Source organism: Pseudoalteromonas sp. NZS71_1 (assembly GCF_015864305.1).
Lineage (GTDB): Bacteria > Pseudomonadota > Gammaproteobacteria > Enterobacterales > Alteromonadaceae > Pseudoalteromonas > Pseudoalteromonas arctica.
In genome coordinates, this window is record NZ_JADYXM010000009.1 from 89,677 (window position 1) to 114,268 (window position 24,592).

Sequence of the window (24,592 nt, forward strand, 5' to 3'; positions counted from 1 at the left end):
ACAATTTGAAACAACACTTTTTTGTGCAGCATACAATTATGAATGGTATTAGTCGGCTCGATATAAAACAGTTAAGAGTACTCAGTAGCTTATTAGAACTGCAAAATCTTTCGCAAGTAGCCAAAAAAATGGGGTTAACGCAACAAGCTATTAGTGAGCAACTACGAAAGCTACGAGACTTATTTGACGATCGCTTGTTTATTCGCCAAGGTAATAACATGGTTGCTACTCCTAAAGCGCAAGGACTCAAGGCGCCTGTTAATCATATTTTAAAGCAATTAGAATCGTTACTAGAGCCCGAGCTGTTTAGTCCGCAAACTTATAAAGGTGTGTTTACCATAAGCGCAACCGACTACGCCACGCAGGCCTTATTGCCGCAATTATTTAATATTACCCGCCGCGAAGCGCCAGGTTTAAAGCTGATTGTGCGCGACTTTGCATCAGATAACGTTAATCAACTTATAACGGCAGGCGAGCTTGATTTGCTGATAAGCTTTCCTGAATTTATACCCGACAACCTTTCTTATATCACTTTGTTTGAAGAACAGCATTTGTGTATTACCGGTATAGGTAATACTACTTACACTGAACCTTTGAGCTTGGCGCAATTTGCAAAGCATTCACAGCTAGTGGTGTCGCCATCGCGCGCTAATTTGCGCGGATCGCACGATCGGTGGTTTGAAAGCCAAGGGCTAAAACGTAATATTGTAATGTCGGTACCGAGTTTTTCAGCAGTGCCCGATATTTTACATACTACTGATATGCTAGCGTTTTACCCATCAAGATTATTACCAAACAGCAAAGTTAAACAGCTAAAAATAGAAGCTCTGCCTCCTACATTTAAAGTAATAGCCGCATGGCATCCGCGTACCAATAACAGCCCAATCCATAAATGGTTGATAGAGCAGCTGCAAAATCTATAACAGTAAACTTTAATGCAAGTATTAATGTAAGTATTAAAGCAAATACTGTTACCATAATTAACGATGGTTATTAAAGATTGTCGTCAGCTAATTGCAGTGTCCTTCAATTGTGTTTTAAGTGCGGTAAAGGAATTATAAAGCTAAATGTTTAAGTTATTTTTTGGTGTTTTTTGCTGTCTACTTTGTTTCGGTACTTTGGCTAACGCAGTAAAAGAAGATGTTGAAAAAATACTAAGTGGTCATTTAACGAGTAATCAAAGTCGTGGGCTTATGGATAAGTTAGAGCGCAACCTACCTTATCCTTCTGTGCTCGATACTGCTCGAGTTAAAACTGTAAAGTGTTGGTTTTATGACCCCCAAAATGACAAGAATCATATAGCATTAAATGATTTACTGTCAGATGCTAATCAAGCAATCAAAAAAGCTGACTCCCCTAAATTAAAACTCGATTTACAAACATGCCAGGTATTTAATTTATACCAACAAGGAAAAGTAAGTGCGGCCACTTCAATGACCAAAAATGTTATTAGTGACACCTCTAAAAATCCAGAACTTTATTACCAACATGCGACAGCTAACTTAATTTTAGGAAGGATTTTTCGTTCGCAAGGCTCGTATCAGCAAGCTTTTTTAGCATTTCAGCAAGCTTATAATTCCTTTGAACAAGGCGGCTTTTCTTACGACAAAGCGCTCATACTTAAAGAGATAGGGCTTATTCATGCCGATCTTCACAATTTTTTGCTGGCTGAAGAACAATTACAAAGAGCGATTAATGAGCTGACAAATTACAATGAGCAAGAGTGGTACATAGCCACAGATATCCTAGCCCAAGCTTATGAAGCCCAAGGTAATTACCAAAAAGCGGTAATGCTGTACAACAGTATACTCCCAGCCGTTATTAAGTATGAAGACGATGAAGGGAGTGCTTACCTACTCTTTAAAATCGCACAAATAAATATTCAATTAAATGAGCTGCAAGAGGCTAAACAATACTTAAATCAAGCTAGGGATTTAACGCTAAATAGTGAGTGGATTAAATTTATTCAATCAATAACAACAGCTGAGTGGTTAATTAAAAAGGGCCGCCTAGATGAAGCAGAACTTCTTTATTTAGATTTTGAACAAAATAGTTCTCAAGTATGGTCAGTTGACTCTTTAACTCGTTTTTTAGAATTTAAGCGTGAATTAGCAGTGCAAAAAAGTAATTATCAGCAAGAAGCCTTAGCTCAAAGAGAGTTATTAAAAATCGCAGATAAAAAAGTGCAAGAAATTGCAGATAATACATTACTTTCTCAACGTTTAGCATTTGACTGGGATCAGCAAAAACGAGAAATAACAAGACTGAAAGAATCGTCAGAGGTAAAAGAGCAGTTATTAAATTTAGCTAATGAAAAAGCATTTTGGCAAATCGCATCGTTGCTATTTTCTATTGGGTTAATATTGATTTTAGCTTACATAACTTATAAACAAACTCAGCATAAACAGCGATTCAAAACACTTGCATTAAAAGACGAATTAACAGATATCGCTAATCGTAGAGCAATATTTGCATTTAAATACAACGCGATTAAAAAAAGTGAGTTTTTAGGGAGCGCGTGTTCATTAATTGTTATTGATATAGACCACTTTAAACAAGTAAACGATACATACGGACATGATATTGGCGATGAAGTTATTATCTCTACAGTTAAATTTATAGAAAAAAACATTCGTCAAACAGATTGCGCAGGTAGGGTTGGCGGAGAAGAGTTTTTAGTTGTTTTACCTAATACAGCACTTAGTTTTGCGCATGAAGTTGCCCAGCGTATACGCGAAAATATTGAGAATGTTACTCATACCTCACTCCATATAAAATCAACAGTAAGTATTGGTGTAGTAGAAGTTAAAGCGGGCGAAGCCCCAAAAGATGCATCTCGACGAGCTGATGAAAAATTATACGCAGCTAAAAATGCAGGTCGTAATAAAGTAATGGTTTAATAATTAAATAATTACTGAGCTGTTAAACGGCTAGTAATTTTTATTTATTATTGAAAAATATAGCAAGCTAATTCACTTAATGTAATGGTACGAATTAGGCATAATTAAATGGTTTATTTTAAAAAGCACTCAACCGGTTTTTTACTTGCACACTTGCTGCATGTAGCAGCCAGCCAAGCTATCAAGATAATGGCATATTGCACAGCGAGATCTCTATAAGTAAATACAGCGCACAAGCTGATATGCAACACGCGACTCATAACACAAACAGGCCTGCCAATATTGGCTGCGGTTTAGGGCTGGAGTTAAGCAAAAAAATAATAAAATGGCACGATGAGTATATCAAGTAAGCGACATGCTAGGGCATTATGAAGTGCTGGTCGATTTTAGTTAACGAGCTTTTTTAATACTTAGATTTGAAATATAAAAACCGCGCTAAGGCACTTTTAAAAAAGCTTTAGCGCGGTTTTTTTACATTCAAAAATATTTAATTTAACGCTGAGAATATAAAAACTTAGTGATTTACTTAGCAAAGTATCTGTTAGCGAGCCCTGCAATGCCAATGATCATCATGTTTAGTGCAGGCTTGTTTTGTGGGCTTGGCTTTTACGATCACAATGCTTGGAGAGTTGTGCTCAGTTACTAAAACAGGCGTAACTACTTTAACTGCTTTTTTATGTGGTTTATGCGCACTGGGACTATGTTGATATACAGTGCAGCCACTCATGGTAAATGCTATTGCTGCTACGCTAATAATTTTTAAAGATAAGTTCATAGGTATTTATCCTCTTTGGCTTTGTATAAGCTTTAAGATAAATCTTTTTTTGTATAGTGCTGTCAATAAACGTAAGTGGAGTGTAAATGTTGCTAATGTTCACTAAGGCAATAGCGCATTTAAAGCTAATGCCTTTGTATTTGAATATTAGATTTGCACAAAAAAGTAAGGCCTAAAAAACCTATAAATCGCTGCGCCAACCCATACCAGACTCTTCCATTAAACGCTCGTACACGCCTTCTATGTTAAGTGGTAACCATGCACCAAACTGTTTAAAGTCACTAAATTGGTCTAACTTTACATTTTGTTTAATTTCGTCAAGCGTATTACCAGCTAAAACGCCTGCTGTTACTTGGCTATATAAAAGCTCTATATAAGTTAAATAGCGCGCTACATCAGCCTTGCTGCCAATATCGGCATGTCCGCCTACAAAAGTATTAAAGTCATATTTGAGTACCGCTTGGGTTGAGTTAATCATGCCTTGAATATCGTAACTCCACAGTTTTTGCCACGGCATTCTGCCAATAACAATCCAATCAACTACAAATAACGTTTTTTGCTTTTCGAATAATATACTAACCGAACCACGACCATCGTTTGGACCGTGGTAGTTAAGCTTTACTGTGGAATCACCAAGGGTAAGTAGTAGCTCATCATCAAAAGTAAGGCTGGGCGTTACTGTTTTCATTTGTGTGTTTTTAATATCTTGCGCAGCGAGTTTATTCGCTATAAAAGTGGTGTGCGGGCTTTTAAATACCTCGGCGCCGTAAATATGATCGCTATGATTATGGCTATAAATTACATATTTTACAGGCACGTTAAAGCGAGTTTTAATTTGCTCGTTTAACCATGTGGCGGCTTTTTTATTAAGTGGGTCGGTAACAATTGCGCCCTCAGGAGTGATTAAAAATACTGAGCGGTGTCTGTCGTCTATAAAGCGGTGTAAGCCGTCCCCTAAGTCTTCTATTTCATAGGCTTGTGTGGCAAAGCCTATAAATAATAGGGCTGTAGTTAATAGTTTTTGTAGCAAGCGGGGCATACACCATTCCTTTTAAAATTGATTAAATTAATAACGCTATTAAAAGAAGAAAGTACAAAGCCGTAAAAAATTTCAGCTGTTGGTTAAATTAAAACTTAAAACTTAAAACTTAAGCCTAAACCTAAACCTAAGTAAAAGGATCAAATATAAGGATGAAATAAAAAGCCATTATAAAAATGGCTTTAGATAGGTTGGTTGGGTTTATCTTTGTGTTAGTTGTTGGTTTATTTCTTCAAAGATACTGGCATCATCTATGGTTGAAGGTATTTGTAGCTCTTCGCCATCAACTAGTTGACGTAAATTTTTACGCAGTATTTTACCCGAGCGTGTTTTGGGCAACCTATCTACGCTAACTATATTTTTAAGGCACGCAATAGCGCCAATCTGATTACGAACACTTAAAACAAGCGCTTGTTCTACGTCGGTACTTGAGCCCATAAAATCATTTTTAAGCACGATCATTCCCATAGGGAGCTGCCCTTTTAGAGGATCGTTCACACCAAAAACAGCGCATTCGGCAACAGCAGGGTGCGCGGCTACTATCTCTTCCATTTCGCCGGTAGAAAGCCTATGTCCTGCTACATTTATAACGTCGTCGGTTCTGCCCATAATAAATAGGTAGCCGTCTTCATCAATATAACCACCATCGCCAGATAAATAATAACCCTCGTATTCATTTAGGTAGCTTGCTTTAAAGCGCGGGGTATCTTGCCAAATTGTTGGTAGACAACCCGGTGGAAGTGGCAGTTTAATTACCACGGCGCCTTGCTCGTTAGCTGCGCATTCATTGCCATCCATATCTAATATTCGCACGTCAAAACCTGGAGTAGGCACGGTAGAGCTGCCAGGTTTTGTTGCTAAGTACTCAAGCCCTACAGGGTTACAAGCAATAGCCCAGCCAGTTTCGGTTTGCCACCAATGATCGAGCACTGGCAGTTTGGTTTTTTCTTTAAGCCACTCGTAAGTGGGAGGGTCCAATCGCTCGCCGGCTAAAAACAAACGTTTTAAGCTAGAGGTATCGTATTGATTAAAACCATCGGCATTTGGGTCTTCTTTTTTAATTGCTCTAAAGGCGGTGGGGGCACTAAATAATGCATTTACTTTATACTCTTCAACCACGCGCCAAAATGCACTGGCGTCGGGGGTTTTAACCGGTTTACCTTCATATAATACGGTCGCGCAGCGATACATTAGCGGCGCGTAAACTATATAAGAGTGCCCAACTACCCAGCCAATGTCAGACGCTGCCCAAAATACGTCGCCGGGCTTCATACCATAAACGGTTTCCATGCTGTATTGCATTGCCACTGCGTGACCACCATTTTCGCGCACTACGCCTTTGGGTGTGCCTGTCGTGCCTGAGGTATATAAAATATAAAGCGGATCGTTACCATTTACAGGCACCGGATCTGCGATTGCAGCTGTTTGCATTGCCTGAGTCCAATCTATGTCTCGTTTAGGCTTAAGAGTGGCGGTTACTTGTGGACGCTGATAAATAACGCAGTGTTCTACTTTATGCGCAGCTAAGTCTATTGCGTTATCAATAAGTGGTTTGTATTCAATAACGCTGTTTACTTCAACACCGCATGAGGCGCTAAGTATAAGTTTGGGCTTGGCATCATCAATGCGTACAGCTAATTCGTGTGCAGCAAACCCGCCAAATACCACCGAATGAATAGCACCAAGGCGAGCGCACGCCAACATACCAATAACAGCTTGTGGGATCATTGGCATATAAATAACAACGCGGTCGCCTTTTATAACACCTAACGATTGTATTACGCCTGCAAATTTAGCAACTTCTTGTTGTAGTTGTGAGTAGCTATAAGTTTGCTTTGTATTAGTGACTGGAGAGTCGTAAATCAGTGCAGTTTGCTCGCCAAATCCGGCAATAACGTGTTGGTCTAGCGCTAAATAACTGGTGTTTAATTGCCCGTCACTAAACCAATGGTAAAGCCCGTCGTCGTCTTGTGTGTATGCTTTTGTGGGGATTTTATACCATGGAATATTCTTACTTTGTTCGAGCCAAAATTGGGCTGGGTTTTGTTTAAAGGCATTATATTGCTGTTTATATTCGCCTGACATGTAAGGCTCCTAAAGCTAAATTTGTGTGTGAGAGACCTTACAAAATGTAGGCTTTTTTTAGCAAGCAAGCTATTCGACCTTGGTCGGCTAAAAGTTAATCAATACACTGGTTTTAAAAATACCAAATTGACAATACAAAGCGTGTGGTTCAGCATGGCGGGCAGTAAAAATAAGAGAAAACACGATATGAGTAACGTAGTAAGAGTAGGGGTTGCGGTTATCATAAAGCATCAAAACACAATTTTACTAGGTGAGCGCATTGGCGCGCATGGTGCTAATACATGGGCAACACCTGGTGGGCATTTAGAGTTTGGTGAAAGTGTTGAGCAATGTGCAATACGAGAAGTGTTTGAAGAAACAGGTCTAAAGGTAAGTAAAATTACTAAGCTTGATTTTACCAATGATATTTTTACAGCAGAGAACAAGCACTATATTACGCTGTATGTAAAAGCTGATTTTGAAGGCGGAGAGCCTGAGCTTAAAGAGCCTAATAAATGTTTAAAGTGGCGCTGGTGCGATATTAATAATCTACCAACGCCACTGTTTACATCACTAAAAAATTACTTATCTGAGGCTGTACTAGCCTAGTTATTTTGTTGGCGGTGTCGCTGGGCTTAACGTAAGTTTACTAAAGCTTACTTGAGCGTAATCGCCATTTTGTTTATCTGTAGACCAATCGCCAGTACCTAAACAACCTGGGTACCAAATACCTTTCGCGCTTTTAGTACTACATTGGTTATAAGCGCCGGCTTTAAAGTAATGCCAATCTGCAGCGTAGCCATGTGGATGGTCTTTTTCGTCCACTTTGCCATAAGCATCTACGTTATTACCTAAGTTAATAGAGTAATTAACGTCTTCTTTGCCTTGTGCGCTAAATGTAAGGTGCATAACATTTTTATACACATTTACCGTGTAGCTAAATTCTTCACCTAGTGCAATACCTGCGCCGCCTGGCTCGTTAGGGTTTTCCCATGTATTACCCCAAACAGGGTAAGTAATGTCTGTACGGTCAGGATTCGTTTTAGCTAAGTTACGTTCGTAGTTCCAAAAAACTGAGCCTGTTTTATGTCCTGGCCATTTTTTGTAATATATTTTAAGTGGCTCATTGCCCCAGCCATAACCAAGCTTGGTATCAATAAGTGCCTGATCTTTACCTGCGTGAATTTGCCCTACAACAACCGAGTAAGCTGCTTTTTTATCAGGGTCGGTAGCACGTAGTGCAACGTGATCTACTTTTAACGTTGCTTCCATTTTTCCACCAACAGAACCAAATCGGTCAGATAGCGGGTGAACAGCTAAAGCAAAGTTGTTTTTAGAGTGTTTAGTTTTAATTTTAGTATTTGATCCACGGATCATTTGTCTAAGTTCACTACGGGTATTAGTAGAGTTAGCACTTGTAAGCGCTTTATTAGGGGAGGTAAATACCATGTAGCCTTTATCATCAAGGTAGAAAAAATCAGGGTGTGCGTAAGTCTGAATTTCTTCTACATCTATTTCATCAATTTTACCGTCGTTGTTTAAATCCACTGGTACATTTATTTTCCAGTGAGATAAATCAAACTTTGTTGCAGGTACCGGCGCACCGCTTTGCTGATTAGTGCTTTGGGTACTTGAACAAGCGGTAAAAAGTAAAGGGGTGATAACGGCTAAAGCCGTAAGTTTAAATGTGGATGTATTTTTTATCATTATTGTCTCTGTGTGATGAAGTAAAAATTGTGCGGTACAGGCATCGCTTAATCTCAATCTAGCATACCAATTTAACAATTAAAACTTACCAATTAGTAAAATTAAATATTTTTTAAATGATCTTTTGTTATACCAATTTGGTTTAGGTGTTTTTTAACGGCTTTTATGGAAGTGTTTACGGTATGTACTTTTTATGTGCTTGGCTATTCATTTAGTGATGTTTAACGTAGATTTTGGCGCTAAGGTGTAGTTTATTTTGGGGGGGGAGGAGATTTTTAATTTTGTAGTTTGCTTTGCCGCGTTTAGCAAATAACTAAATAACCACTGCCAATAACTAATGTCGGGCTTTAACTATGGTTAGTGCTGCAAGTTAGTCGTGTTTGGTAATAAAAGTTGCCACTTGTTTAAAATGGCATGGTATTCACCATTTTCTTTAATACTACTTAATGCGTCAGAGAGTGCTTTAGCTGTTTTAGGATTAAGTTGATTACTTGCTGCAAAATTAAGTGAGGAGGGAAGATCGCTTAAATGAATTCGTTTTGTTATTAGACTAGGATCGAGTCCTAGGCTTTTTAGCTCGTTATTAAGTGTAAGTGTATTAGTTACTACAAAGTCGATCCGGTTTTTATAAAGCATTTGCCAAAGTTGATTATAGTAACTGACCAGTATTAAATTGTTATTTTCGGTAAAGCCTTTTTGCTTTAAGTAGGCTTCGCTCAGGTAGCCACGAATGGTTGCTACTTTATACTCTTTAGCAAAATTTAAGTGAACAACTTCATCTACATGGCTTTTTAAGCTAATTAAATAAGCATCTGCAAAATACACTTCGCCTAACCACGTATATTTATTAATCCGCTCTGGGGTTTTTAACAAAGACAACATTATGGCGTTGGTATTTGTTTGATGCTCCTTAAAAACGCGGGCCATAGGCATTATTTCAAAATTAGCGGTTAAGTTTGTTTGCTTCACAACTGCTTTGGCAATGTCGACTAAAGCGCCGCTTACTTCACCTTGCTGATTTTTAAAGTGATAAGGAGGAAGGTCTTCAGCTATAAAAGTAACCGAATCGGCGTTACACAGGGGGCTATATAAAATAAATACAAAAGCACTTAATAAAACACGAAAAAACATAAAAAATCTTTTAAAGCAATAATACACCTAGTGTAGAGAGTATTAACTAAAACATATATATATTATGTTTATATAACGTAAATAATTTGCATTTACTTGGCTGTACTTGCTGTTTTGTATTTTATAAATTGTAATGGCGAGCATTTATGCCAGCGTAAAAAAGCTCGATTAAAAGAGCTTTGATCTTTAAATCCTAAAATATTAGATAAATCAGCAAGTGGCATGCTGGCTATTAATGTATCTGCACGTTTTTTACGTTCTTTTTCAAGTAGCTGAGCAAAGGTTAAGTCTTGTTGTTTTAAGCGTCGTTGTAGCGTTCGGGGTGTTAAATTAAGCGCATCAGCTATGCCTATTAGGTTGCAGTTTTGCAAGGTAGTTTTAGCTGTAAGTAACTGATTAACTTTATCGTCAATACACTGCTGGCTTTTAAAGTTAGAGAGTTGCTGCTCTGACAATTGCTTAAAAGTAGAATTAATAATGGCGTTATCGGTTTTAAAGGGCAGCGTCAAATAATCGCTCGGAAAGCTAATTTGATTATATTCAGCACTGCTTTTTACAGGGCATTTAAACCATGATTCAAGGGCGCGCCTTTGCGATGGCAACCAATTATAAGTGAAACTAATACTACTTGGCGAAAGCGTTAAATTTATTAACTGGCGAATTACACTTACCCACGCGGTCATGTTTCGTAAAACAACATGCTCATTACAACTTTGGTGAGCAATCCAACGAATAGTTGCTGTATCAGTATTTAGTTCAAACTTGGCTTTACCAATATCAGCCACCAAGCTGTCGTAGCTTAACAATGCTTTAATGGCACTGCTTAAGTTATCGCTTGATTCAATTAAGTAACCTAAAACGCCGTAGTCAGCAGTGCGAATTTGCTGACCTAGGGTAAAACCAAAAAGAGGATCGTTAAGTGTTTTTTTGCCATAAACTAATAAGGCATTGTAACTATTTAAACTAATACGCGGCGCTAATTGATGGGTACGCTGATTACTAAATTCGTCAAAGCTAATAGCGTGCAAAGCCGTTTTAGTACTAATGCCTTGCGCTTGTAAGTAATCAAGAATACTTGAAAAGTAATGATCAGCCAATGTGTGCATTTGTCATCTAAAGCTAAAAAATAGTCGTGTATTAGCAAGTTTGCCACGTTAAATTTTTATATGCTAGTTGAATGCCTAATAACCTCTTGCTGTAAAAATGATACTTATAACAATAAAACAAACGCTTAATGCACAGCCAAAACAAATAATAAGCACACTATTGGATCATCAACAGTTGCATCGATTTTTTAATGCCAAATTTACGCTGCTACAAGCACAAGACGAAGGGCAAATAGAAGGCGGAAAAGGATCTGTTAGGCAAGTGAAAATAGGTAAAATAACTTTTTCAGAGCAAATAATCAGTGCCGATCAAAATCAGATCAGTTACCAAATAGTAGGCGATAAACCAGTAGCTAATCATCGAGGCGATATATACCTCACTGCAAATAAAGACATCAATACTTTAGTTACCGAACTTAACTATTGCATAAGCTGCTCAGCTCCATGGTGGATGCCAAATGCATTACTTAAATATGTTATTACAAAAGATATAACCCAAGCGTTAAACAATTTAAATAATTATTTTTTGGCGGGTAAAGTATGAACTCAGAAATTATTTTGCTCGCTCTTAGCCCGTTATTTTTGATATTTGTTTGCTGTGAGTTTATTAAGTTTAAGCGCTATTACGACATAAAAGATAGCCTAGCAAATACAGTGTTAGCGCTATTACACCAAGGCGCAGATGCTATTGCGTTACTGCTGTTAATGCCTTTATTTAATTGGTTGTATGACTATAGATTGTTTGATATTGAAGTGAGTGTATTAAGTATTGCATTTGCATTTTTACTGCAAGATTTTTTATATTATTGGTTTCATAAAGCATCGCATCATATTCATTGGTTGTGGGCTGCACATGTGGTGCACCATAGCTCAACTAAAATGAATTTCACCACCGCATTTAGGCAAAGCTTAATGTACCCCTTAGCCGGTATGTGGGTGTTTTGGTTACCTATGATTTTAATTGGATTTGAACCGCTAACAGTATTTAGCGTGGTTGCATTAAATTTGGCGTATCAATTTTTTGTACATACTCAAATAGTAGGTAAGTTAGGCTGGTTTGAAAAAGTATTTAATACGCCTTCGCATCACCGAGTTCATCACGCAATAAATGCAGGTTACCTTGATAAAAACTTTGCAGGTGTACTTATTATTTGGGATAAGTTATTTGGCACCTTTGTAGAAGAAGATAAATCAAGGCCTTGTAAATACGGCATTATAGGGCAGCTTAATAGCAATAACCCAGTCGTTATTACGTTTCATCAGTGGGAGCACTTATTTAAAAGTGTTTATAAGGCATCGGGAATAAAAGCTAAATGTAGAGTACTATTTGGCTACCCTACAAGTAGCATTAAATATAAATAATATTGAAAAAGTTAAAAGTAAAACTGCATAGCTAAACTCATTGATGAATTATGGCTATGCCATTGAGCATGCTGTACTTTGCTGCGCAGCGATACATTGCGAGAAACAGCGTAATTCCATGTTATAGCTATTTCGCTGTGCTTACTTGCTGCGTTATCAGTTAGCCATAATATATTGCCAGTTAAAGCGAGTTTATGGTTATTGCTTATTTGCCAAATTACACCGGCTTCACTGCCTATTCCAGTACTAAGTCGGTCGGTTATATCGCCTGTATTTAGCTCAAATTGACCAAGAATATAGCCGTGTAGATTATTAGGATCGCCATAAGATTTACCATAACCTCCTTTTGTAAAAAAGCGGCCTAAACGTTTATTGTCACTTGGTTGTCGGTCAAAGCCCATTTTAAAGTTCCACGACCAGCTATCAAATACGCGGTTATCGGGTGCAAGCGACATAGCATCTAATAAGTAAAAATGTTCAATATCTGCATTTCCTTCGTCAGTAATAGCGGCTTCCAAATCAAAAAAACTAATTTGTGCACCCGCTATAAAACCTTCAGGCCTATCTAGTAAGTCATGATACGCAAGCCTATAACCAAAATTTGTAAGGTTTGCTTGGTTATTATTTTGTACCCTACCTAGCGATACTTTAGAAGAACCATGACCTTGCTCTGGGGAAGCAATAGGGCGGCTTGGCTTAGTAAATGGCGAAGCTACATTATATTTGCTGCGCATTAGGAGTAGCTTAGTTAGTCGCGGGGCAATTTCTTCACGATTTAACGCTTTATCGTAAAATTCAAAATTTAACCATTCGTACGCCATTTCTAATATAGCGACTAATTGCGACTGTGAGTAATTACGAGTATTGAGGGAGCCACCTTGCATTAAGTCTCTTGCATCATCAAGTTGTTCGTCAGTCATTTGAGTAGAGTAATGGTATAGCTTAGTACCAAAAGCAGGGCGGTAATTAGGTGTTTGTAATAAGTTGTTATTTCTTAGTACTGCAACGGTATCTGATGGAATAGCTTGCATATTAAATGACGATGTTAAATCAAGGTCCTCTTGTGCAAGTTGTAATAATGCAAGTAATTGGTAAGAGCAGTTTTCATCAATAAAAAAGTAATCGAATGTAGCTAATTGTAGCTCCCACAAGTGCAATAAAATAAGCTCTACCTGTAGCTCTGATAAATTAAGTTTGTATTCCCAAATATCACGAGATTCTAAGTCATTATATTCGCGTACTTTTTTATAGTACGGCATAAGCGAAAACTTACCTGGGTAGCTGCCAATCAAGCCTTTTAGTGCATACATAGCTGCGTTATCTGAGCCGTCTGGCTCTGCTGCAAAATTAACGGCGAATGCGAGCAACTCTTTATGGCGAGTCTGATCTTTTGCATCAATACGAAGTAAAGTGTGGCCAAACATTGATGATGGGCTATTCATAAATGCAGTTGGAAAAACTAACGTAACCCCTTTAGGGTTTATTATTTTTTGCCACGCCTGTAGTTCTGGGCAATTAAGTTCGGGCCAGTTATTTTTAATTTTTGTTTTTAGCCATTTATAACGTGCAGGAAACTGACAACGATATTGTGCTGTTTTTGGGTCAGTATTTTTACCACTAAATGCAGCTATAGTGGCTTTAAGTTCGTCATATGGGCTTGTTTTACCTGTAGGAGATAAAAAAAACTCAGCACTGTCTACTTCACTTTTCCAATCACCTAATGCGGCCAAGCGGTAGTGACCTAATTTAAGCCAGTAAGGGTGTGTTGCTAATGTATTTGTTTCAATACTTTGAGCGTTTGAGTAAGTACTAAAAAGAGCGAGCAGTAAACCAAATAATATTTTTTTCATAATCACTAAATTACAAAAGCCGCTAGAGAAATACTCCAGCGGCTTTATTTATACGTATAAAACCGGCTAATTTAGCTGATTAAGAAAGAGTATAAGAAGCAAGTTGTGCGTTACTTGCAAGAACAGTGTTTAGGTTTTCTAAAACTGTTTGTGAAGTCACGTTTTCAGAAGTAAATACTGAAGAAAACTGTGCTTGAGCAAGCTTATTGAACGCTGCTTTATCTTGATCTGCAACACCCCAAGCTTCAGCTAGAGTAGCTAAAGTTTCGCCTTCACCTTTTGACATATCACGAGCAAGTTGCTCCATGTTACCGTCAATGAATAAAGCGATTTTTTCTGAAGAAGTTACTGTACCAGTACCATCACAACCAAGAGTACCAAAAGTGATACCAAAAGTTTGGTTACCAGATGTACCATTTGTTGTAGCGCCTAAAATTTTAACGCCTTTACCTTGCTGACCAGCAAATAACATAGAACCAAGACCACAACCAATATCTTGGTCAGCCATTGCGTTTGAGAAAGGAAGTAAAGATAGAGCTGCTACTGCGATTAGTTTTTTCATTTTCATAAATCCATATATGATTGTCTTTATTTAGGGTAAATAAAGTTCGCGGAAGATTCTAACAGACTTGCAGAAAAAAGGAACAGGCTAAAACATGAATATTTTACACTCTAATTTTTAAATATATTAAAGTTAATGTCAGGATAAAAATCAGCCTAGTTTCCACTTTTTATTGAACTGGTGGCGGTTTTTTACTTCTTGGGGCACCTAATAAAATACAAGTATGGCAAATACATACAGATAAAAATGCACTAATACCCAATGCACCGCCATAGCCGTCAAGCTTTGGTACAAGAAATTCAAATAAGATTGAAAACAAAATAGATGAGCTTGCTACAGTATAAATACCAAATCGATGTGGGGCGCTCATACCTATGAATGTGCCGCCAAAAAATACAATTGCGTATAAATCGGGGTTCAAATTTAAAGCGCTAAAAATTAAATAAGCAATAATAGAAAGTGAAGACGACGCTCTAACCCCGTCAAAGCGACTATGCTTAGCTAAATAAAATGTTAAAAAAGCCCCAAGCAGTACAAGTAATGGATATTCAATACTCATAATACAATTCCTTTGGCTAATACAAAAAGTGCTACGCTTGCAAAAGCTACGCTGCCAAGCTTGCCACCAAAACCTGTAAACATATTCATAGTAAGCACATACAAACTTGAGCCAATAAGCGAAATAATAGCAATTTCCCAGTAACTGGTAATTAAATGAGTTGAACACATACCTGCAAAGCTACCAGCATAAATTGCAGCATACGGATGGTTTTTATAAAGTGCAGGAAAAGGAATAAACGAGCCAATAAGCCCCGTTAGCGCAGCAGAAATCACTAAAGGTAATGCAAAAGTAGTGTGCATAGCAAAGCAAGCTACAAAGCCTAAAAAGAAAGTGATGAATTTTAAAAATAAGAATTTAATCATAGCGGCGCATTTTAAACTAATCCTTTTGCGCTTTCTAATACTCTCTAACAAATAAATGTTATAAGTAATTACAAACTTTAAAAGCGTGTTTTTTAAACGGCTTTTAGGTATTAAATATGCTTAATAGTGCCGCTGTTAATGTTCTATAAATCACAAGTTATGTATAATGGCGATAATTTAATGTATTAAAGTGTTAACCAAGGGTTATTTATGTCTAACTGTTTGCATCTGGCTATTCCGGCTGGCGATTTAAAAGTGGCTAAAGCGTTTTATTGTGACGTACTAGGCTGTAAAACGGGTAACAGTGAAGAAGGTCGCTGGGTAGATATAGATTTTTGGGGTAATGAACTTACCTTGCACCAGAGTGTTGAGCGCTTACCAACAGTTCGCCATGATGTAGATATGGGAGCTGTGGCAGTACCTCACTTTGGGATTCACTTATCTGAAGATGAATTTAACGGGTTAAAAACACGTATTGAAGATGCGGGTATTGAATACTTAGATAAACCATACCGCCGATTTATTGGTGATGAGTTTGAGCAAGAAACGTTTTTTATTGAAGATCCAAATGGCAATGTGCTTGAAATGAAAACCATGGTAAACCCAGAGGTTTTATTTAAAAAAGTATAAATGCTGTTGTTTAAGTTAAGCTAAAAAAACCACTTTAATAAGTGGTTTTTTTATAACTATTAATCAGTGTTTTGATAAATTAGTTAATATTTACAGGTGAAAAAAATTACACTACATGCATGATTTTTATTCACTCTACAATGTAGGTATAGACACGTAGACTTAATTTCAATTCTCATACTTTATTGTTATTTATGCTGCTTAAACTCATAATTGCACCTTTGCTTATTTTACTAATAACATGCGCCCAAAAACGCTTTGGTAGTTTTGTTAGCGGCATAATTCCTGGCTTGCCTATTACCTCTGGGCCTATTTCTTATTTTATAGCATTAGAGCAAGGTAAATTATTTGCAGCTAACTCAGCGGTGGCCTCTCTTTATGGTATGAGCGGTATAGGCTTATTTTGTTTTAGTTACTTGGTTGTATCACGAAGATTTGGAATGCTTAAATCGCTTTTTACAGCGTTGAGTATTTGGTGCGTATTTAGCGTTATTACTTTATTTTTACCAGTGAATATTATTGTGGCGAGTGTGGTTTCACTTTGTATTTTACTCGGTTTAACTATTATCTCTACAAAGCTAAATATATCAGTTGATGCAAAACCATTAAATGCTCGCTGGGAGCTTCCGGTAAAAATGATATTAGTGACGAGCTTTATCGTGCTTGTTACGTTTATATCGCAGCATATAGGGTCTGCATGGAGCGGGTTAATATCTACCTTTCCGGTTATTTTAGCGGTAATGGGCAGTGTTGCCCATTTTAGTGACAAACAAGCCTCAACGTTTAAAATTCTTAATGGCGGTATTATTGGTTCATTAGGTGGGTGTGTATTTTTTGCGGTGATTGCGTTTATGTTAAAACATAACTTTATGATTTGGCAGGTGTACGCAACAGCTGCCATTTGCTCAACATTATTTACTATTATTTTTAGCCAACTTATTAATCGCCAATTGACTAAGCAAGTTATGCTAAACACCAAAAAAGCAGTGCTTAAGATTGACTCGCTCGGTTAACTTACATATCTAAAGCCATTACCTAGTTATGTAGTTGAATTAACATTTCACTGGGGGTTTTATTAAAGTGGCGTTTAAATTCGCGGCTAAATTGCGATGGGCTGGTATAGCCAACCTTTAATGCAGCTTCGTTGGCTTTGCTTCCACTACTGGTTATAAGCTCTTTAGCTTTAGCTAAGCGTACTTTTTTTAAATACTGCAAAGGTGACTCAAACGTTACTTGCCTAAAAGCACGATGGAACGACGATACGCTCATGTTTACATCTTCAGCCAACCCCTCAACTGTAATTTGATTGGCATAACTACTGTGCATAGTTGAGAGCGTACGGGCGATACGCGCATAATGCCCATCATGCATAGCAAGCCCTATTAAAGTATGTCCTTGTGGACCACAAAGTACACGATATACCAATTCTTTTACTATATCTTCGCCAAAAACGTCAGCCTCAATGGGGTTATTAAGCACGCTAAGTAAACGGTGGGTTACTTGCTCCATTGCGCCATCTATTTTAGCCGATTGAACGCCACTCATTTGCCCAGTGGTGAATGGCTTATGTGTACCAATTTGGTTTACTAATTTATGTAACATTACCGGGTTTATATCTATAACAATACCCATAACAGGCTGGTTGTTATCGGTAAAAGCTTCGCATTCAAGTGGCACTGGTACACCTAAAACAAGGTAGTCGCCTTCACCATATTTTATTTGATGATCAGGAAAATGAATTATCTTATGTCCTTGCCCAACAATAATAATACCTGAGTTATATATAAGTGGCTGGCGCGGCGAGCTTTTACTTGCACGATGAAAATACACACCTGGAATAATGGTTTCCATGTTGCCTTCAAAGTTAAGTAAATTATTGTGCTCTGCAAATTTTTGCATCATGTTGGCTATTGAGGACATTAAAACTTCTACTATCGTACGAATTTTGCGTAAAATATCAATCCTGACAGTTTTAGGCAAGCTTTTGCGAGTTATTGGGCTTTTTTTATGTTTATTTTGCCACTAATATGCACTCATTGAAGTTTAGCTTAGTTAGTAACTAAGCATTATATTTAGTATTTAACCGTCACCTAGGAGCAAAATAATGAAATTTAGCTACGTAAACCCAACACTTATCCAGTTCGGCCAAGAACAAATTGCCTCACTAACTGATTTGATCGCAAAGGATCAAAAAGTACTTGTAGTGTACGGCGGCGGTTCAATTAAAAAGAACGGCGTGTACGACCAAGTTGCAGCAGCACTTGAAGGCTTTGACTGGGTTGAATTTTCGGGTGTAGGCGCTAACCCAACTATAGAAGTACTAGACCAAGCAGTAAAAATTTGTAAAGAACAAGGTATCGACTTTGTACTAGGTGTAGGCGGCGGTTCAGTAATCGACGGCGTTAAATACATTGCAGCATCTGCAGTTTATGATGGAGAAGGTTGGGATATTCCTACTGGTAAGCACACTATTACTAGCGCATTACCAATTGGTGCAATATTAACATTGCCTGCAACGGGTTCAGAGTCTAACCAAAACTCAGTTGTGAGCAAAGAAGCAACAAAGCAAAAACTACCGTTTGCATCACCAGAAGTACTTCCTAAATTTGCGATTATGGACCCTGATGTAATGAAAACATTACCACAGCGCCAACTTGTGAATGGATTAGTAGATGCATGGGTACATACCTGTGAGCAGTACCTAACATTCCCTGAAACAGCATTGGTTCAAGAAGGTTACGCAGAGGCACTTTTAAGAACGCTTAAAACACTGGGCGATAACTTTGAAAACCAAGACGACGCATGGCGTGCAAACCTTATGTGGGCAGCTAACCAAGCACTTAATGGTTTAATTGGTTCTGGTGTATCGCAAGATTGGGCAACACACATGATTGGCCACGAGCTTACAGCTGCTTACGGCGTTGATCATGCTCGTTCACTTGCTATTGTTCAGCCTTCTTTACTACGCAACCAATTTGCAGTTAAAAAAGCAAAACTAGAGCAAATGGGTAAAAACGTATTTGGTCTTGAGCAATCTGACGATTTAGCTGAGAAAACAATTTTAGCAATCGAAGCGTTTTACCACAGCCTTGACGTAGCGACCCAGCTTACTGAACATGGCGATGATAAAGCCGCTGCTATTGACAATATTATTGGCAAACTTGAAGCACACGGCATGCTAGCACTTGGTGAAAACCAAGCTATTACGCTTAAAGAAAGCCGCGAAATTTTAGAGCAAGCAGTTGCTTAATTTTCAAAGCTAAGCGCTTACTTAAATATACTAAGTTTTAGCGTTAATAAAAAACCGTCAACCTTTAGGTTGGCGGTTTTTTTATGGTTTATTATAAATACTGCGTTTCTAATTAACCAATAAAGTCTGTATTAATGTTTTTTAATGATGATAGTAAACTGTGCTCAACGGTTAGAAAAAATCTAACGATTAAATAAATTAAAACAGGACTAAACTCATGAAATTACTAAACACATTACTTAGCTCAAAAGCAGGCGTAGCAGCATTAATTTTACGAGTACCAGTTGGCCTTATTTTAGCGGCGCATGGTGCACAAAAACTATTTGCTTGGTTTGGCGGTTACGGGCTTGAAGGTACAGGTCAATGGATGGCGAGTATTGGTTTAGAGCCTGGCTATTGGTTAGCAATGATGGCAGGTAGCGCTGAGTTTTTTGGTGGCATTGCATTAGCAATTGGTTTGTTAACTCGCCCAGCTGCTGTAGTTGCCGGCTTTACTATGCTGATTGCTATTTTTAGCGTACATATTAGTAATGGCTTATTTATGGCAAATAATGGCTATGAATACGCATTAACGTTACTTGTAGTAACTGTAGTTTTAGCAATTCAAGGAGCGGGAAGCTTTTCGCTTGATAACGCATTAGCTAAAAAACTAGCTAATAAATAGAGTTTATTAATTGAAGAATAGCGGCCAATTTGGCCGCTGTTTTTGTAGGTTAACTACTAAATTATTTAGCTGAAAAAGTTAAAGAATAACTGTACTGCTTTTGCTCAAGTAAATACTCTTTATGAGTACTTGGGCTCCATGAATCATCGCCACCTACACCCATATGTTGATGATCAATGTGTACATGTACGCAATCATCAGCAATTAGTTCGTTAGTGTGTTTTGCTTGCGTTAGCGTACTTTGCGAATACTCGCTGGCTGCAAACAAAAACGCGCCAGTTACGGTTAAGTTATTAATACTCAGTAATTGGCAATCACTACGCAGGCCATTATCAGTTGGGAATATATACGGTGTATGTAGCTCATTTAAGCTCAAGCTGTAATAACCTAAACGTGCTGCGGCTTTGCGATCTGGGTAGTTTTCGAAAGGTCCTAAACCTAGCCAGTTTACTTTTGTATCGCTTTGCTTGTTAAGTGTTGTACTTAGCCCTATACGCGGCATTGGCGGCAGAGTGTCGTTTAAGTGCACTTCAATATTTAAGCTAATATTGCCGGTATTATTTAGTGTATATAGCCACTGTGTTTGAGCCTGTAGCACGCCATTAAATTCGTAATTAAATACACAAGTAATACGTACATCAACGCTTGATTGCACTGCGTGAATTGAGCTGCATGTGCGCTGCCATTGCCCTATACCTGCACGCAACCAACGAGCCTCCCATGCATTGGGGTCTAGATTGTCTACTTCGCTTACACCAATGTCGTTATCAAGTGGGGCACGATAAAAGTTATCAACCAGTGGGCTACTAATAACCTGAGTATCGTTTTGTAACCACTGCTCTATAAGCCCTGATTGCTTGCTAAAAATAAGTTTAAATTTATCGTTTTCAATACTTAGTTGAGAGTCGGTTTCATTAATTCTTATAGCGCTTTGCTCTGTAGCTGATGCAAATGACTTACTGCTTAAATTGTTACTATTTATAAGCTTAAACTGCTCTGAATCCATAACGTGATTAGCGTTTGCAAAGTGTGAGTCGTTAACTAATGCTACATCTAAATTAAGGTAATATTGCGCACCTTGCTCAAACGCTGTTTTAGTTTTAATAGTTAACGTGTGCGTACTTTGCGGGGCAATATTAAGTACATGCTCGCCTTGCTCAACACAGATGCCATTTTGCATTAGTTGCCAAACCAGTTTTTCGTTATCGGTGTGTCTAAATACGTAATCGCTAAATACATCAATGCTGTATTGATTTTTAGTTTGCTCGCGCAATGTAAATTGTAAATGTTGCTGGCTATATTTAGCTTCAAACAGGCTAGGGTGCGGCGTACGGTCTGGGAACAATAAACCGTTTATACAAAATTGACGGTCATTTAGTTCATCACCAAAATCGCCGCCGTAAGCCCAATAATGCTTGCCGTTTTCGTCTGTTTTAGATAAACCTTGGTCTACCCAATCCCAAATAAAGCCGCCTTGCAGGCGTGGGTATTCTCTAAATGCTTGCCAGTAATCGTCAAAGCTACCTAGGCTGTTACCCATTGCATGGGCGTATTCACATAAAATAAGTGGGCGAGTTTCACCCGGTAGGCTCAACCATTTTTTAATAGAGTATTTAGGTACCGCATCGTCTTTAATATCGGTATCTACACGGGCGTACATTGGACAAATAATGTCGGTAGCCGTTGTATTTGCGCCGCCGCCTTCGTATTGCACTGGGCGAGAGGGGTCAAAGCTTTTTGACCAGCCGTACATGGCATCATGATTTGCGCCGTGTCCGCATTCGTTGCCCAATGACCAAATAATAATTGAGGCGTGGTTTTTATCGCGCTCAACCATTTGTGTATAACGCGACATAAATGCACCAGCCCACTGCGGATCGCTTGCAAGCCTGCCCATAGGAAACATGCCATGGGTTTCTATATTTGCTTCATCAACTACGTATAAACCTAGCTGGTCACATAGCTCATAAAAACGGGGATGATTAGGGTAGTGAGCAGTACGCACGGCGTTAAAGTTATTTTGCTTCATCAGCTTAATATCTTCAATCATATCGGCGGTAGTAACTGCATGACCGTTTTCTGGGTGGTGTTCGTGGCGGTTAACACCGCGAATAAGTAGCGGCTTGCCGTTTACACACAGTTGCCCGTTAAGCATTTCTACTTTTCTAAAGCCAATGTCGTAGGCTTCAACATCGACGGTATTGCCATGCTCATCAAGCAGACTTACAACGCAGCGGTATAAGTACGGGGTTTCGGCGGTCCATTTTTTAGGGCTTTGTATATCAATTGTTTGAAATACAACATCGCTCCAGCCACCTTTTTCATCAACACGTTTATTGTTAGTACTTTGAATTTGTGGCTCACATAGTGGTGTTTTATCATCAAAAATTTGCACTGCTACTTGGTAGTTATTCGGCGCATTAATCGCCGTTTTTATATGTAGTGCTGCATCGCGATAGCAAGCGTCTAAATCGGGGGTTATAAACACATCACGTATTTGGTTTTGTGGTTTTGTAAGTAAGTTAACATCGCGAAAAATACCGCTTAGCCACCACATGTCCTGATCTTCTAAATAACTGCCATCGCTCCAACGAATAACCATAACGGCAATACGGTTAGTGCCTGCAACTAACAGTTCGCTTAAATCAAACTCGCTCGGTAAACGGCTATCTTGTGAATAACCCACCCACTGTCCGTTACACCACAGGTGAAACGCCGAGTTAACGCCTTCAAAAATAATATGATTACGCTGAGTTAGCTGACTTTCGCTTATATTAAATTCAGTGCGGTAACAGCCTGTAGGGTTGTCGCTTGGTACAAAAGGCGGGTTAACTGCAAATGGGTACTTAACATTACAGTAAATAGGTTTATCAAAGCCGTGTAATTGCCAGTTAGAAGGCACTGTAATACTTTGCCAGTTGCTGTTTAGTGTTTCACTTAGCAACGATTCATCAACCGCTTCGGGTTTATCAAATAATTTAAAGTCCCACTGACCGTTTAAACTTTGTTTTTGCGATTGCGTGTTAGTACGGGCATGTTCAACGCTTTTAAATCCATTGAGTGGGCTGTGCGCTTTTACTTGATTAACTTGTACTGAAATTGGGTTTTCCCAATCTCGGCGATTAATTATGTGCTGTAAAGAGGTCATGTTTATCCTATTGCATAAGCGGGCAATTATAATGCGCTAAATATAGCTAAAAATAATCGCAGGGGTTATGCTTAAAGCTCTCCTTTGTTTATCCAAAACTATCATTGTAATTATGCGCTATAACATTAAAGACATACTCGATATTGGTCCGCGTTGTATAGAACGCTTTACTGATTCACAAACGCTCGCGCAAATGCCAAACCTTGAAATAGCACTTGCGGGTTGCTCAAATCTATCGGGTCGTTATTGCGTAGCACGCTCAGCACCGCTAGAACATACACTTTTTTATACGCTTGCAGGGCAGGGTAAATTAACAACACAAAATGAGCAGTACACACTTAATGCCAATACACTTATTGTGCTACCAGCAAAGCAAAGCTTTGAAGTGAAAATTGATGCTGAACATTGGGATATTATTTGGTTAAACCTTGCAAATACTAAACGTTGGCAGCATTTAAACTTAGCGCAAGCACTGGTACTAACCGAGCAAAAACTTGAACCGTTACACCTTGCTATGGAGCTTTTATACAGCGAGCCTAATGCTAATTTACGCGAAAGCGTAACGCCTATTTTAAGTCATTACTTAAATGCTACGCTGCAAAATAACTCACAGGGGGCGGCGCATAACCGTTTAATTAGTTTGTTTGAAGAGGTAGACAAGCGCTTGCAGTTTGATTGGACAATAGAGGCAATGTGCGAACATGTGCATTACTCATCGCCGCATTTACACCGTTTATGCCAAGCCCAATTTGGTAAAAGCCCTATACAACAACTTATTTATTTACGGATTGAGCGAGCTAAAAACTTACTGTTAAACACGGCTTGGCCAATTTCGCATGTAGCAAGTTATGTGGGGTACTCTAATATTTTTAATTTTTCCAAACGTTTTAAGAAGTCGGTAGGTGTGTCGCCAAGCGAATTTAGAAAATAACGTGAGCGGCTCTCTACATTTGAATAAATTTAAGGTATTGTGCGATTTCTTAAATTGCATTTTAGAGTTTTAGGTAGGTAATGCGCTCAAACCGTTTTTTAATAGTGATATTATTAGTGCTTGTACATAGCTTTATTAGCTGTGATGGTGCTGCGTATCATTTGCAAGAAGACGTTGATCACGTAACCAGTTCGTTATCGCAAGGCGACTCCACAGCCGATGATAACCAAAGCGATAAAACATCAACTACCGAGATTCATGCCCACCAACATTGCCATTGTGGCTACAACAGCACCTCTAGCCATTCAATAAGCCCAGAGCAAAGTAAAGCAACTTCGCCTGCTTGCTATAACGGGTTAAATTACCCGCCAGATGTACCGCCACCCAATTCACTTAGTTAGTTTTTAATTTTAAATACTTTGTAAAAAACTGCCTGCGCTTGTGCGCTATTAGGCTAGTTATTTACATATTTAGGTTGCTTGATCGCGCTTATTTTTAAAATAGGCGTAGTGATTAAGTTAACTCTGTTTGTTAAAAAACGGACACGCT

General features: G+C 38.4%; 23 protein-coding genes. 11 read left to right on the forward strand and 12 right to left on the reverse strand.

Annotated features, from left to right (window positions below; all coding sequences use genetic code 11):
• The first annotated feature begins 5 nt into the window (after positions 1 to 5).
• Together I6F43_RS13835 and I6F43_RS13840 are read left to right on the forward strand one after the other, a co-directional pair.
• Positions 6 to 923 (forward strand): LysR family transcriptional regulator, encoded by a 918-nt coding sequence (locus I6F43_RS13835; RefSeq protein ID WP_197102782.1) that lies wholly within the window; start codon positions 6 to 8, stop codon positions 921 to 923.
• A 144-nt stretch (positions 924 to 1,067) separates the two neighbouring features.
• Positions 1,068 to 2,900 (forward strand): tetratricopeptide repeat-containing diguanylate cyclase, encoded by a 1,833-nt coding sequence (locus I6F43_RS13840; RefSeq protein ID WP_197102784.1) that lies wholly within the window; start codon positions 1,068 to 1,070, stop codon positions 2,898 to 2,900.
• A 541-nt stretch (positions 2,901 to 3,441) separates the two neighbouring features.
• On the opposite strand, the gene I6F43_RS13845 is transcribed toward I6F43_RS13840, so the two are convergent.
• From I6F43_RS13845 to I6F43_RS13855, 3 genes are all read right to left on the reverse strand, one after another.
• A complete protein-coding gene (locus I6F43_RS13845; protein ID WP_121955078.1) occupies positions 3,442 to 3,675 on the reverse strand; it encodes a hypothetical protein in 234 nt (77 codons plus the stop codon).
• A 181-nt stretch (positions 3,676 to 3,856) separates the two neighbouring features.
• Positions 3,857 to 4,714, reverse strand: a complete 858-nt coding sequence (locus I6F43_RS13850; RefSeq protein WP_197102786.1) for an MBL fold metallo-hydrolase — start codon at positions 4,712 to 4,714, stop codon at positions 3,857 to 3,859.
• Between the two features lie 201 nt (positions 4,715 to 4,915).
• The gene (locus I6F43_RS13855) at positions 4,916 to 6,799 is read right to left on the reverse strand and encodes a propionyl-CoA synthetase (protein WP_169045088.1); all 1,884 of its coding nucleotides are present in this window, start codon (positions 6,797 to 6,799) and stop codon (positions 4,916 to 4,918) included.
• A gap of 186 nt (positions 6,800 to 6,985) precedes the next feature.
• Between I6F43_RS13855 and I6F43_RS13860 the strand changes: the two genes are divergently transcribed.
• Positions 6,986 to 7,387: a nucleotide triphosphate diphosphatase NUDT15 gene (locus I6F43_RS13860; RefSeq protein ID WP_024589726.1), complete on the forward strand. Its 402-nt coding sequence runs from the start codon at positions 6,986 to 6,988 to the stop codon at positions 7,385 to 7,387.
• Here I6F43_RS13860 and I6F43_RS13865 read toward each other — a convergent pair whose 3' ends face one another.
• From I6F43_RS13865 to I6F43_RS13875, 3 genes are all read right to left on the reverse strand, one after another.
• Positions 7,388 to 8,485, reverse strand: a complete 1,098-nt coding sequence (locus I6F43_RS13865) for a polysaccharide lyase family 7 protein (RefSeq protein ID WP_197102787.1) — start codon at positions 8,483 to 8,485, stop codon at positions 7,388 to 7,390. It abuts the gene before it with no gap.
• 357 nt (positions 8,486 to 8,842) lie between these two features.
• Positions 8,843 to 9,616 (reverse strand): substrate-binding periplasmic protein, encoded by a 774-nt coding sequence (locus I6F43_RS13870; protein ID WP_197102788.1) that lies wholly within the window; start codon positions 9,614 to 9,616, stop codon positions 8,843 to 8,845.
• Positions 9,617 to 9,708: 92 nt separating this feature from the next.
• Positions 9,709 to 10,722, reverse strand: a complete 1,014-nt coding sequence (locus tag I6F43_RS13875; RefSeq protein WP_024605807.1) for an AraC family transcriptional regulator — start codon at positions 10,720 to 10,722, stop codon at positions 9,709 to 9,711.
• A gap of 97 nt (positions 10,723 to 10,819) precedes the next feature.
• On the opposite strand from I6F43_RS13875, the gene I6F43_RS13880 reads away from it, so the two are divergent.
• Both I6F43_RS13880 and I6F43_RS13885 read left to right on the forward strand, forming a co-directional pair.
• Complete coding sequence (locus I6F43_RS13880; protein WP_101216759.1) at positions 10,820 to 11,266, forward strand: SRPBCC family protein; 447 nt, start codon at positions 10,820 to 10,822, stop codon at positions 11,264 to 11,266.
• On the forward strand, positions 11,263 to 12,084 hold the full coding sequence (locus I6F43_RS13885) for a sterol desaturase family protein (protein WP_197102789.1): 822 nt from the start codon (positions 11,263 to 11,265) through the stop codon (positions 12,082 to 12,084). The genes I6F43_RS13880 and I6F43_RS13885 overlap by 4 nt, the downstream gene beginning before the upstream one ends.
• An 11-nt stretch (positions 12,085 to 12,095) precedes the next feature.
• On the opposite strand, the gene I6F43_RS13890 is transcribed toward I6F43_RS13885, so the two are convergent.
• The 4 genes from I6F43_RS13890 to I6F43_RS13905 all read right to left on the reverse strand — a co-directional run bounded on the left by I6F43_RS13890 (position 12,096) and on the right by I6F43_RS13905 (position 15,357).
• On the reverse strand, positions 12,096 to 13,934 hold the full coding sequence (locus I6F43_RS13890) for an Lnb N-terminal periplasmic domain-containing protein (protein WP_197102790.1): 1,839 nt from the start codon (positions 13,932 to 13,934) through the stop codon (positions 12,096 to 12,098).
• Between the two features lie 79 nt (positions 13,935 to 14,013).
• A complete protein-coding gene (locus tag I6F43_RS13895; protein WP_024589733.1) occupies positions 14,014 to 14,496 on the reverse strand; it encodes a DUF3015 domain-containing protein in 483 nt (160 codons plus the stop codon).
• Between the two features lie 169 nt (positions 14,497 to 14,665).
• Positions 14,666 to 15,055, reverse strand: a complete 390-nt coding sequence (locus tag I6F43_RS13900; RefSeq protein ID WP_007587227.1) for a hypothetical protein — start codon at positions 15,053 to 15,055, stop codon at positions 14,666 to 14,668.
• Positions 15,052 to 15,357 carry a hypothetical protein gene (locus tag I6F43_RS13905; protein WP_024594103.1) on the reverse strand — a complete coding sequence of 102 codons (306 nt, stop codon included), beginning with the start codon at positions 15,355 to 15,357 and terminating at the stop codon, positions 15,052 to 15,054. The genes I6F43_RS13900 and I6F43_RS13905 overlap by 4 nt, the downstream gene beginning before the upstream one ends.
• Positions 15,358 to 15,630: 273 nt before the next feature.
• On the opposite strand from I6F43_RS13905, the gene I6F43_RS13910 reads away from it, so the two are divergent.
• Positions 15,631 to 16,050: a VOC family protein gene (locus tag I6F43_RS13910; RefSeq protein ID WP_010554617.1), complete on the forward strand. Its 420-nt coding sequence runs from the start codon at positions 15,631 to 15,633 to the stop codon at positions 16,048 to 16,050.
• Positions 16,051 to 16,244: 194 nt separating this feature from the next.
• Positions 16,245 to 17,063, forward strand: coding sequence for a hypothetical protein (locus I6F43_RS13915; protein ID WP_197102791.1), 819 nt, complete (start codon positions 16,245 to 16,247; stop codon positions 17,061 to 17,063).
• Between the two features lie 22 nt (positions 17,064 to 17,085).
• Here I6F43_RS13915 and I6F43_RS13920 read toward each other — a convergent pair whose 3' ends face one another.
• A complete protein-coding gene (locus I6F43_RS13920; protein ID WP_024594102.1) occupies positions 17,086 to 17,970 on the reverse strand; it encodes an AraC family transcriptional regulator in 885 nt (294 codons plus the stop codon).
• Positions 17,971 to 18,154: 184 nt separating this feature from the next.
• Here I6F43_RS13920 and I6F43_RS13925 point away from each other — a divergent pair, with 184 nt between their 5' ends.
• Positions 18,155 to 19,300 (forward strand): iron-containing alcohol dehydrogenase, encoded by a 1,146-nt coding sequence (locus I6F43_RS13925; protein WP_007587207.1) that lies wholly within the window; start codon positions 18,155 to 18,157, stop codon positions 19,298 to 19,300.
• A 217-nt stretch (positions 19,301 to 19,517) separates the two neighbouring features.
• A complete protein-coding gene (locus I6F43_RS13930; protein WP_165725736.1) occupies positions 19,518 to 19,964 on the forward strand; it encodes a DoxX family protein in 447 nt (148 codons plus the stop codon).
• Between the two features lie 61 nt (positions 19,965 to 20,025).
• Here the strand turns inward: I6F43_RS13930 and I6F43_RS13935 are convergent, their stop codons facing one another.
• Positions 20,026 to 23,112: a beta-galactosidase gene (locus tag I6F43_RS13935; RefSeq protein ID WP_197102792.1), complete on the reverse strand. Its 3,087-nt coding sequence runs from the start codon at positions 23,110 to 23,112 to the stop codon at positions 20,026 to 20,028.
• 112 nt (positions 23,113 to 23,224) lie between these two features.
• On the opposite strand from I6F43_RS13935, the gene I6F43_RS13940 reads away from it, so the two are divergent.
• On the forward strand, positions 23,225 to 24,043 hold the full coding sequence (locus tag I6F43_RS13940) for an AraC family transcriptional regulator (RefSeq protein ID WP_197102793.1): 819 nt from the start codon (positions 23,225 to 23,227) through the stop codon (positions 24,041 to 24,043).
• An 80-nt stretch (positions 24,044 to 24,123) separates the two neighbouring features.
• Positions 24,124 to 24,444 (forward strand): hypothetical protein, encoded by a 321-nt coding sequence (locus tag I6F43_RS13945; RefSeq protein ID WP_007378232.1) that lies wholly within the window; start codon positions 24,124 to 24,126, stop codon positions 24,442 to 24,444.
• Positions 24,445 to 24,592: the final 148 nt, after the last annotated feature.

Bases quoted from the DNA above. Each gene is read 5' to 3' on its own strand.
- I6F43_RS13840 (WP_197102784.1), top strand. From the start codon at position 1,068: ATGTTTAAGTTATTTTTTGGTGTTTTTTGCTGTCTACTTTGTTTCGGT.
- I6F43_RS13845 (WP_121955078.1), bottom strand. From the start codon at position 3,675: ATGAACTTATCTTTAAAAATTATTAGCGTAGCAGCAATAGCATTTACC.
- I6F43_RS13850 (WP_197102786.1), bottom strand. From the start codon at position 4,714: ATGCCCCGCTTGCTACAAAAACTATTAACTACAGCCCTATTATTTATA.
- I6F43_RS13855 (WP_169045088.1), bottom strand. From the start codon at position 6,799: ATGTCAGGCGAATATAAACAGCAATATAATGCCTTTAAACAAAACCCA.
- I6F43_RS13860 (WP_024589726.1), top strand. From the start codon at position 6,986: ATGAGTAACGTAGTAAGAGTAGGGGTTGCGGTTATCATAAAGCATCAA.
- I6F43_RS13865 (WP_197102787.1), bottom strand. From the start codon at position 8,485: ATGATAAAAAATACATCCACATTTAAACTTACGGCTTTAGCCGTTATC.
- I6F43_RS13870 (WP_197102788.1), bottom strand. From the start codon at position 9,616: ATGTTTTTTCGTGTTTTATTAAGTGCTTTTGTATTTATTTTATATAGC.
- I6F43_RS13875 (WP_024605807.1), bottom strand. From the start codon at position 10,722: ATGCACACATTGGCTGATCATTACTTTTCAAGTATTCTTGATTACTTA.
- I6F43_RS13880 (WP_101216759.1), top strand. From the start codon at position 10,820: ATGATACTTATAACAATAAAACAAACGCTTAATGCACAGCCAAAACAA.
- I6F43_RS13885 (WP_197102789.1), top strand. From the start codon at position 11,263: ATGAACTCAGAAATTATTTTGCTCGCTCTTAGCCCGTTATTTTTGATA.
- I6F43_RS13890 (WP_197102790.1), bottom strand. From the start codon at position 13,934: ATGAAAAAAATATTATTTGGTTTACTGCTCGCTCTTTTTAGTACTTAC.
- I6F43_RS13895 (WP_024589733.1), bottom strand. From the start codon at position 14,496: ATGAAAAAACTAATCGCAGTAGCAGCTCTATCTTTACTTCCTTTCTCA.
- I6F43_RS13900 (WP_007587227.1), bottom strand. From the start codon at position 15,055: ATGAGTATTGAATATCCATTACTTGTACTGCTTGGGGCTTTTTTAACA.
- I6F43_RS13905 (WP_024594103.1), bottom strand. From the start codon at position 15,357: ATGCACACTACTTTTGCATTACCTTTAGTGATTTCTGCTGCGCTAACG.
- I6F43_RS13910 (WP_010554617.1), top strand. From the start codon at position 15,631: ATGTCTAACTGTTTGCATCTGGCTATTCCGGCTGGCGATTTAAAAGTG.
- I6F43_RS13915 (WP_197102791.1), top strand. From the start codon at position 16,245: ATGCTGCTTAAACTCATAATTGCACCTTTGCTTATTTTACTAATAACA.
- I6F43_RS13920 (WP_024594102.1), bottom strand. From the start codon at position 17,970: ATGTCCTCAATAGCCAACATGATGCAAAAATTTGCAGAGCACAATAAT.
- I6F43_RS13925 (WP_007587207.1), top strand. From the start codon at position 18,155: ATGAAATTTAGCTACGTAAACCCAACACTTATCCAGTTCGGCCAAGAA.
- I6F43_RS13930 (WP_165725736.1), top strand. From the start codon at position 19,518: ATGAAATTACTAAACACATTACTTAGCTCAAAAGCAGGCGTAGCAGCA.
- I6F43_RS13935 (WP_197102792.1), bottom strand. From the start codon at position 23,112: ATGACCTCTTTACAGCACATAATTAATCGCCGAGATTGGGAAAACCCA.
- I6F43_RS13940 (WP_197102793.1), top strand. From the start codon at position 23,225: ATGCGCTATAACATTAAAGACATACTCGATATTGGTCCGCGTTGTATA.
- I6F43_RS13945 (WP_007378232.1), top strand. From the start codon at position 24,124: ATGCGCTCAAACCGTTTTTTAATAGTGATATTATTAGTGCTTGTACAT.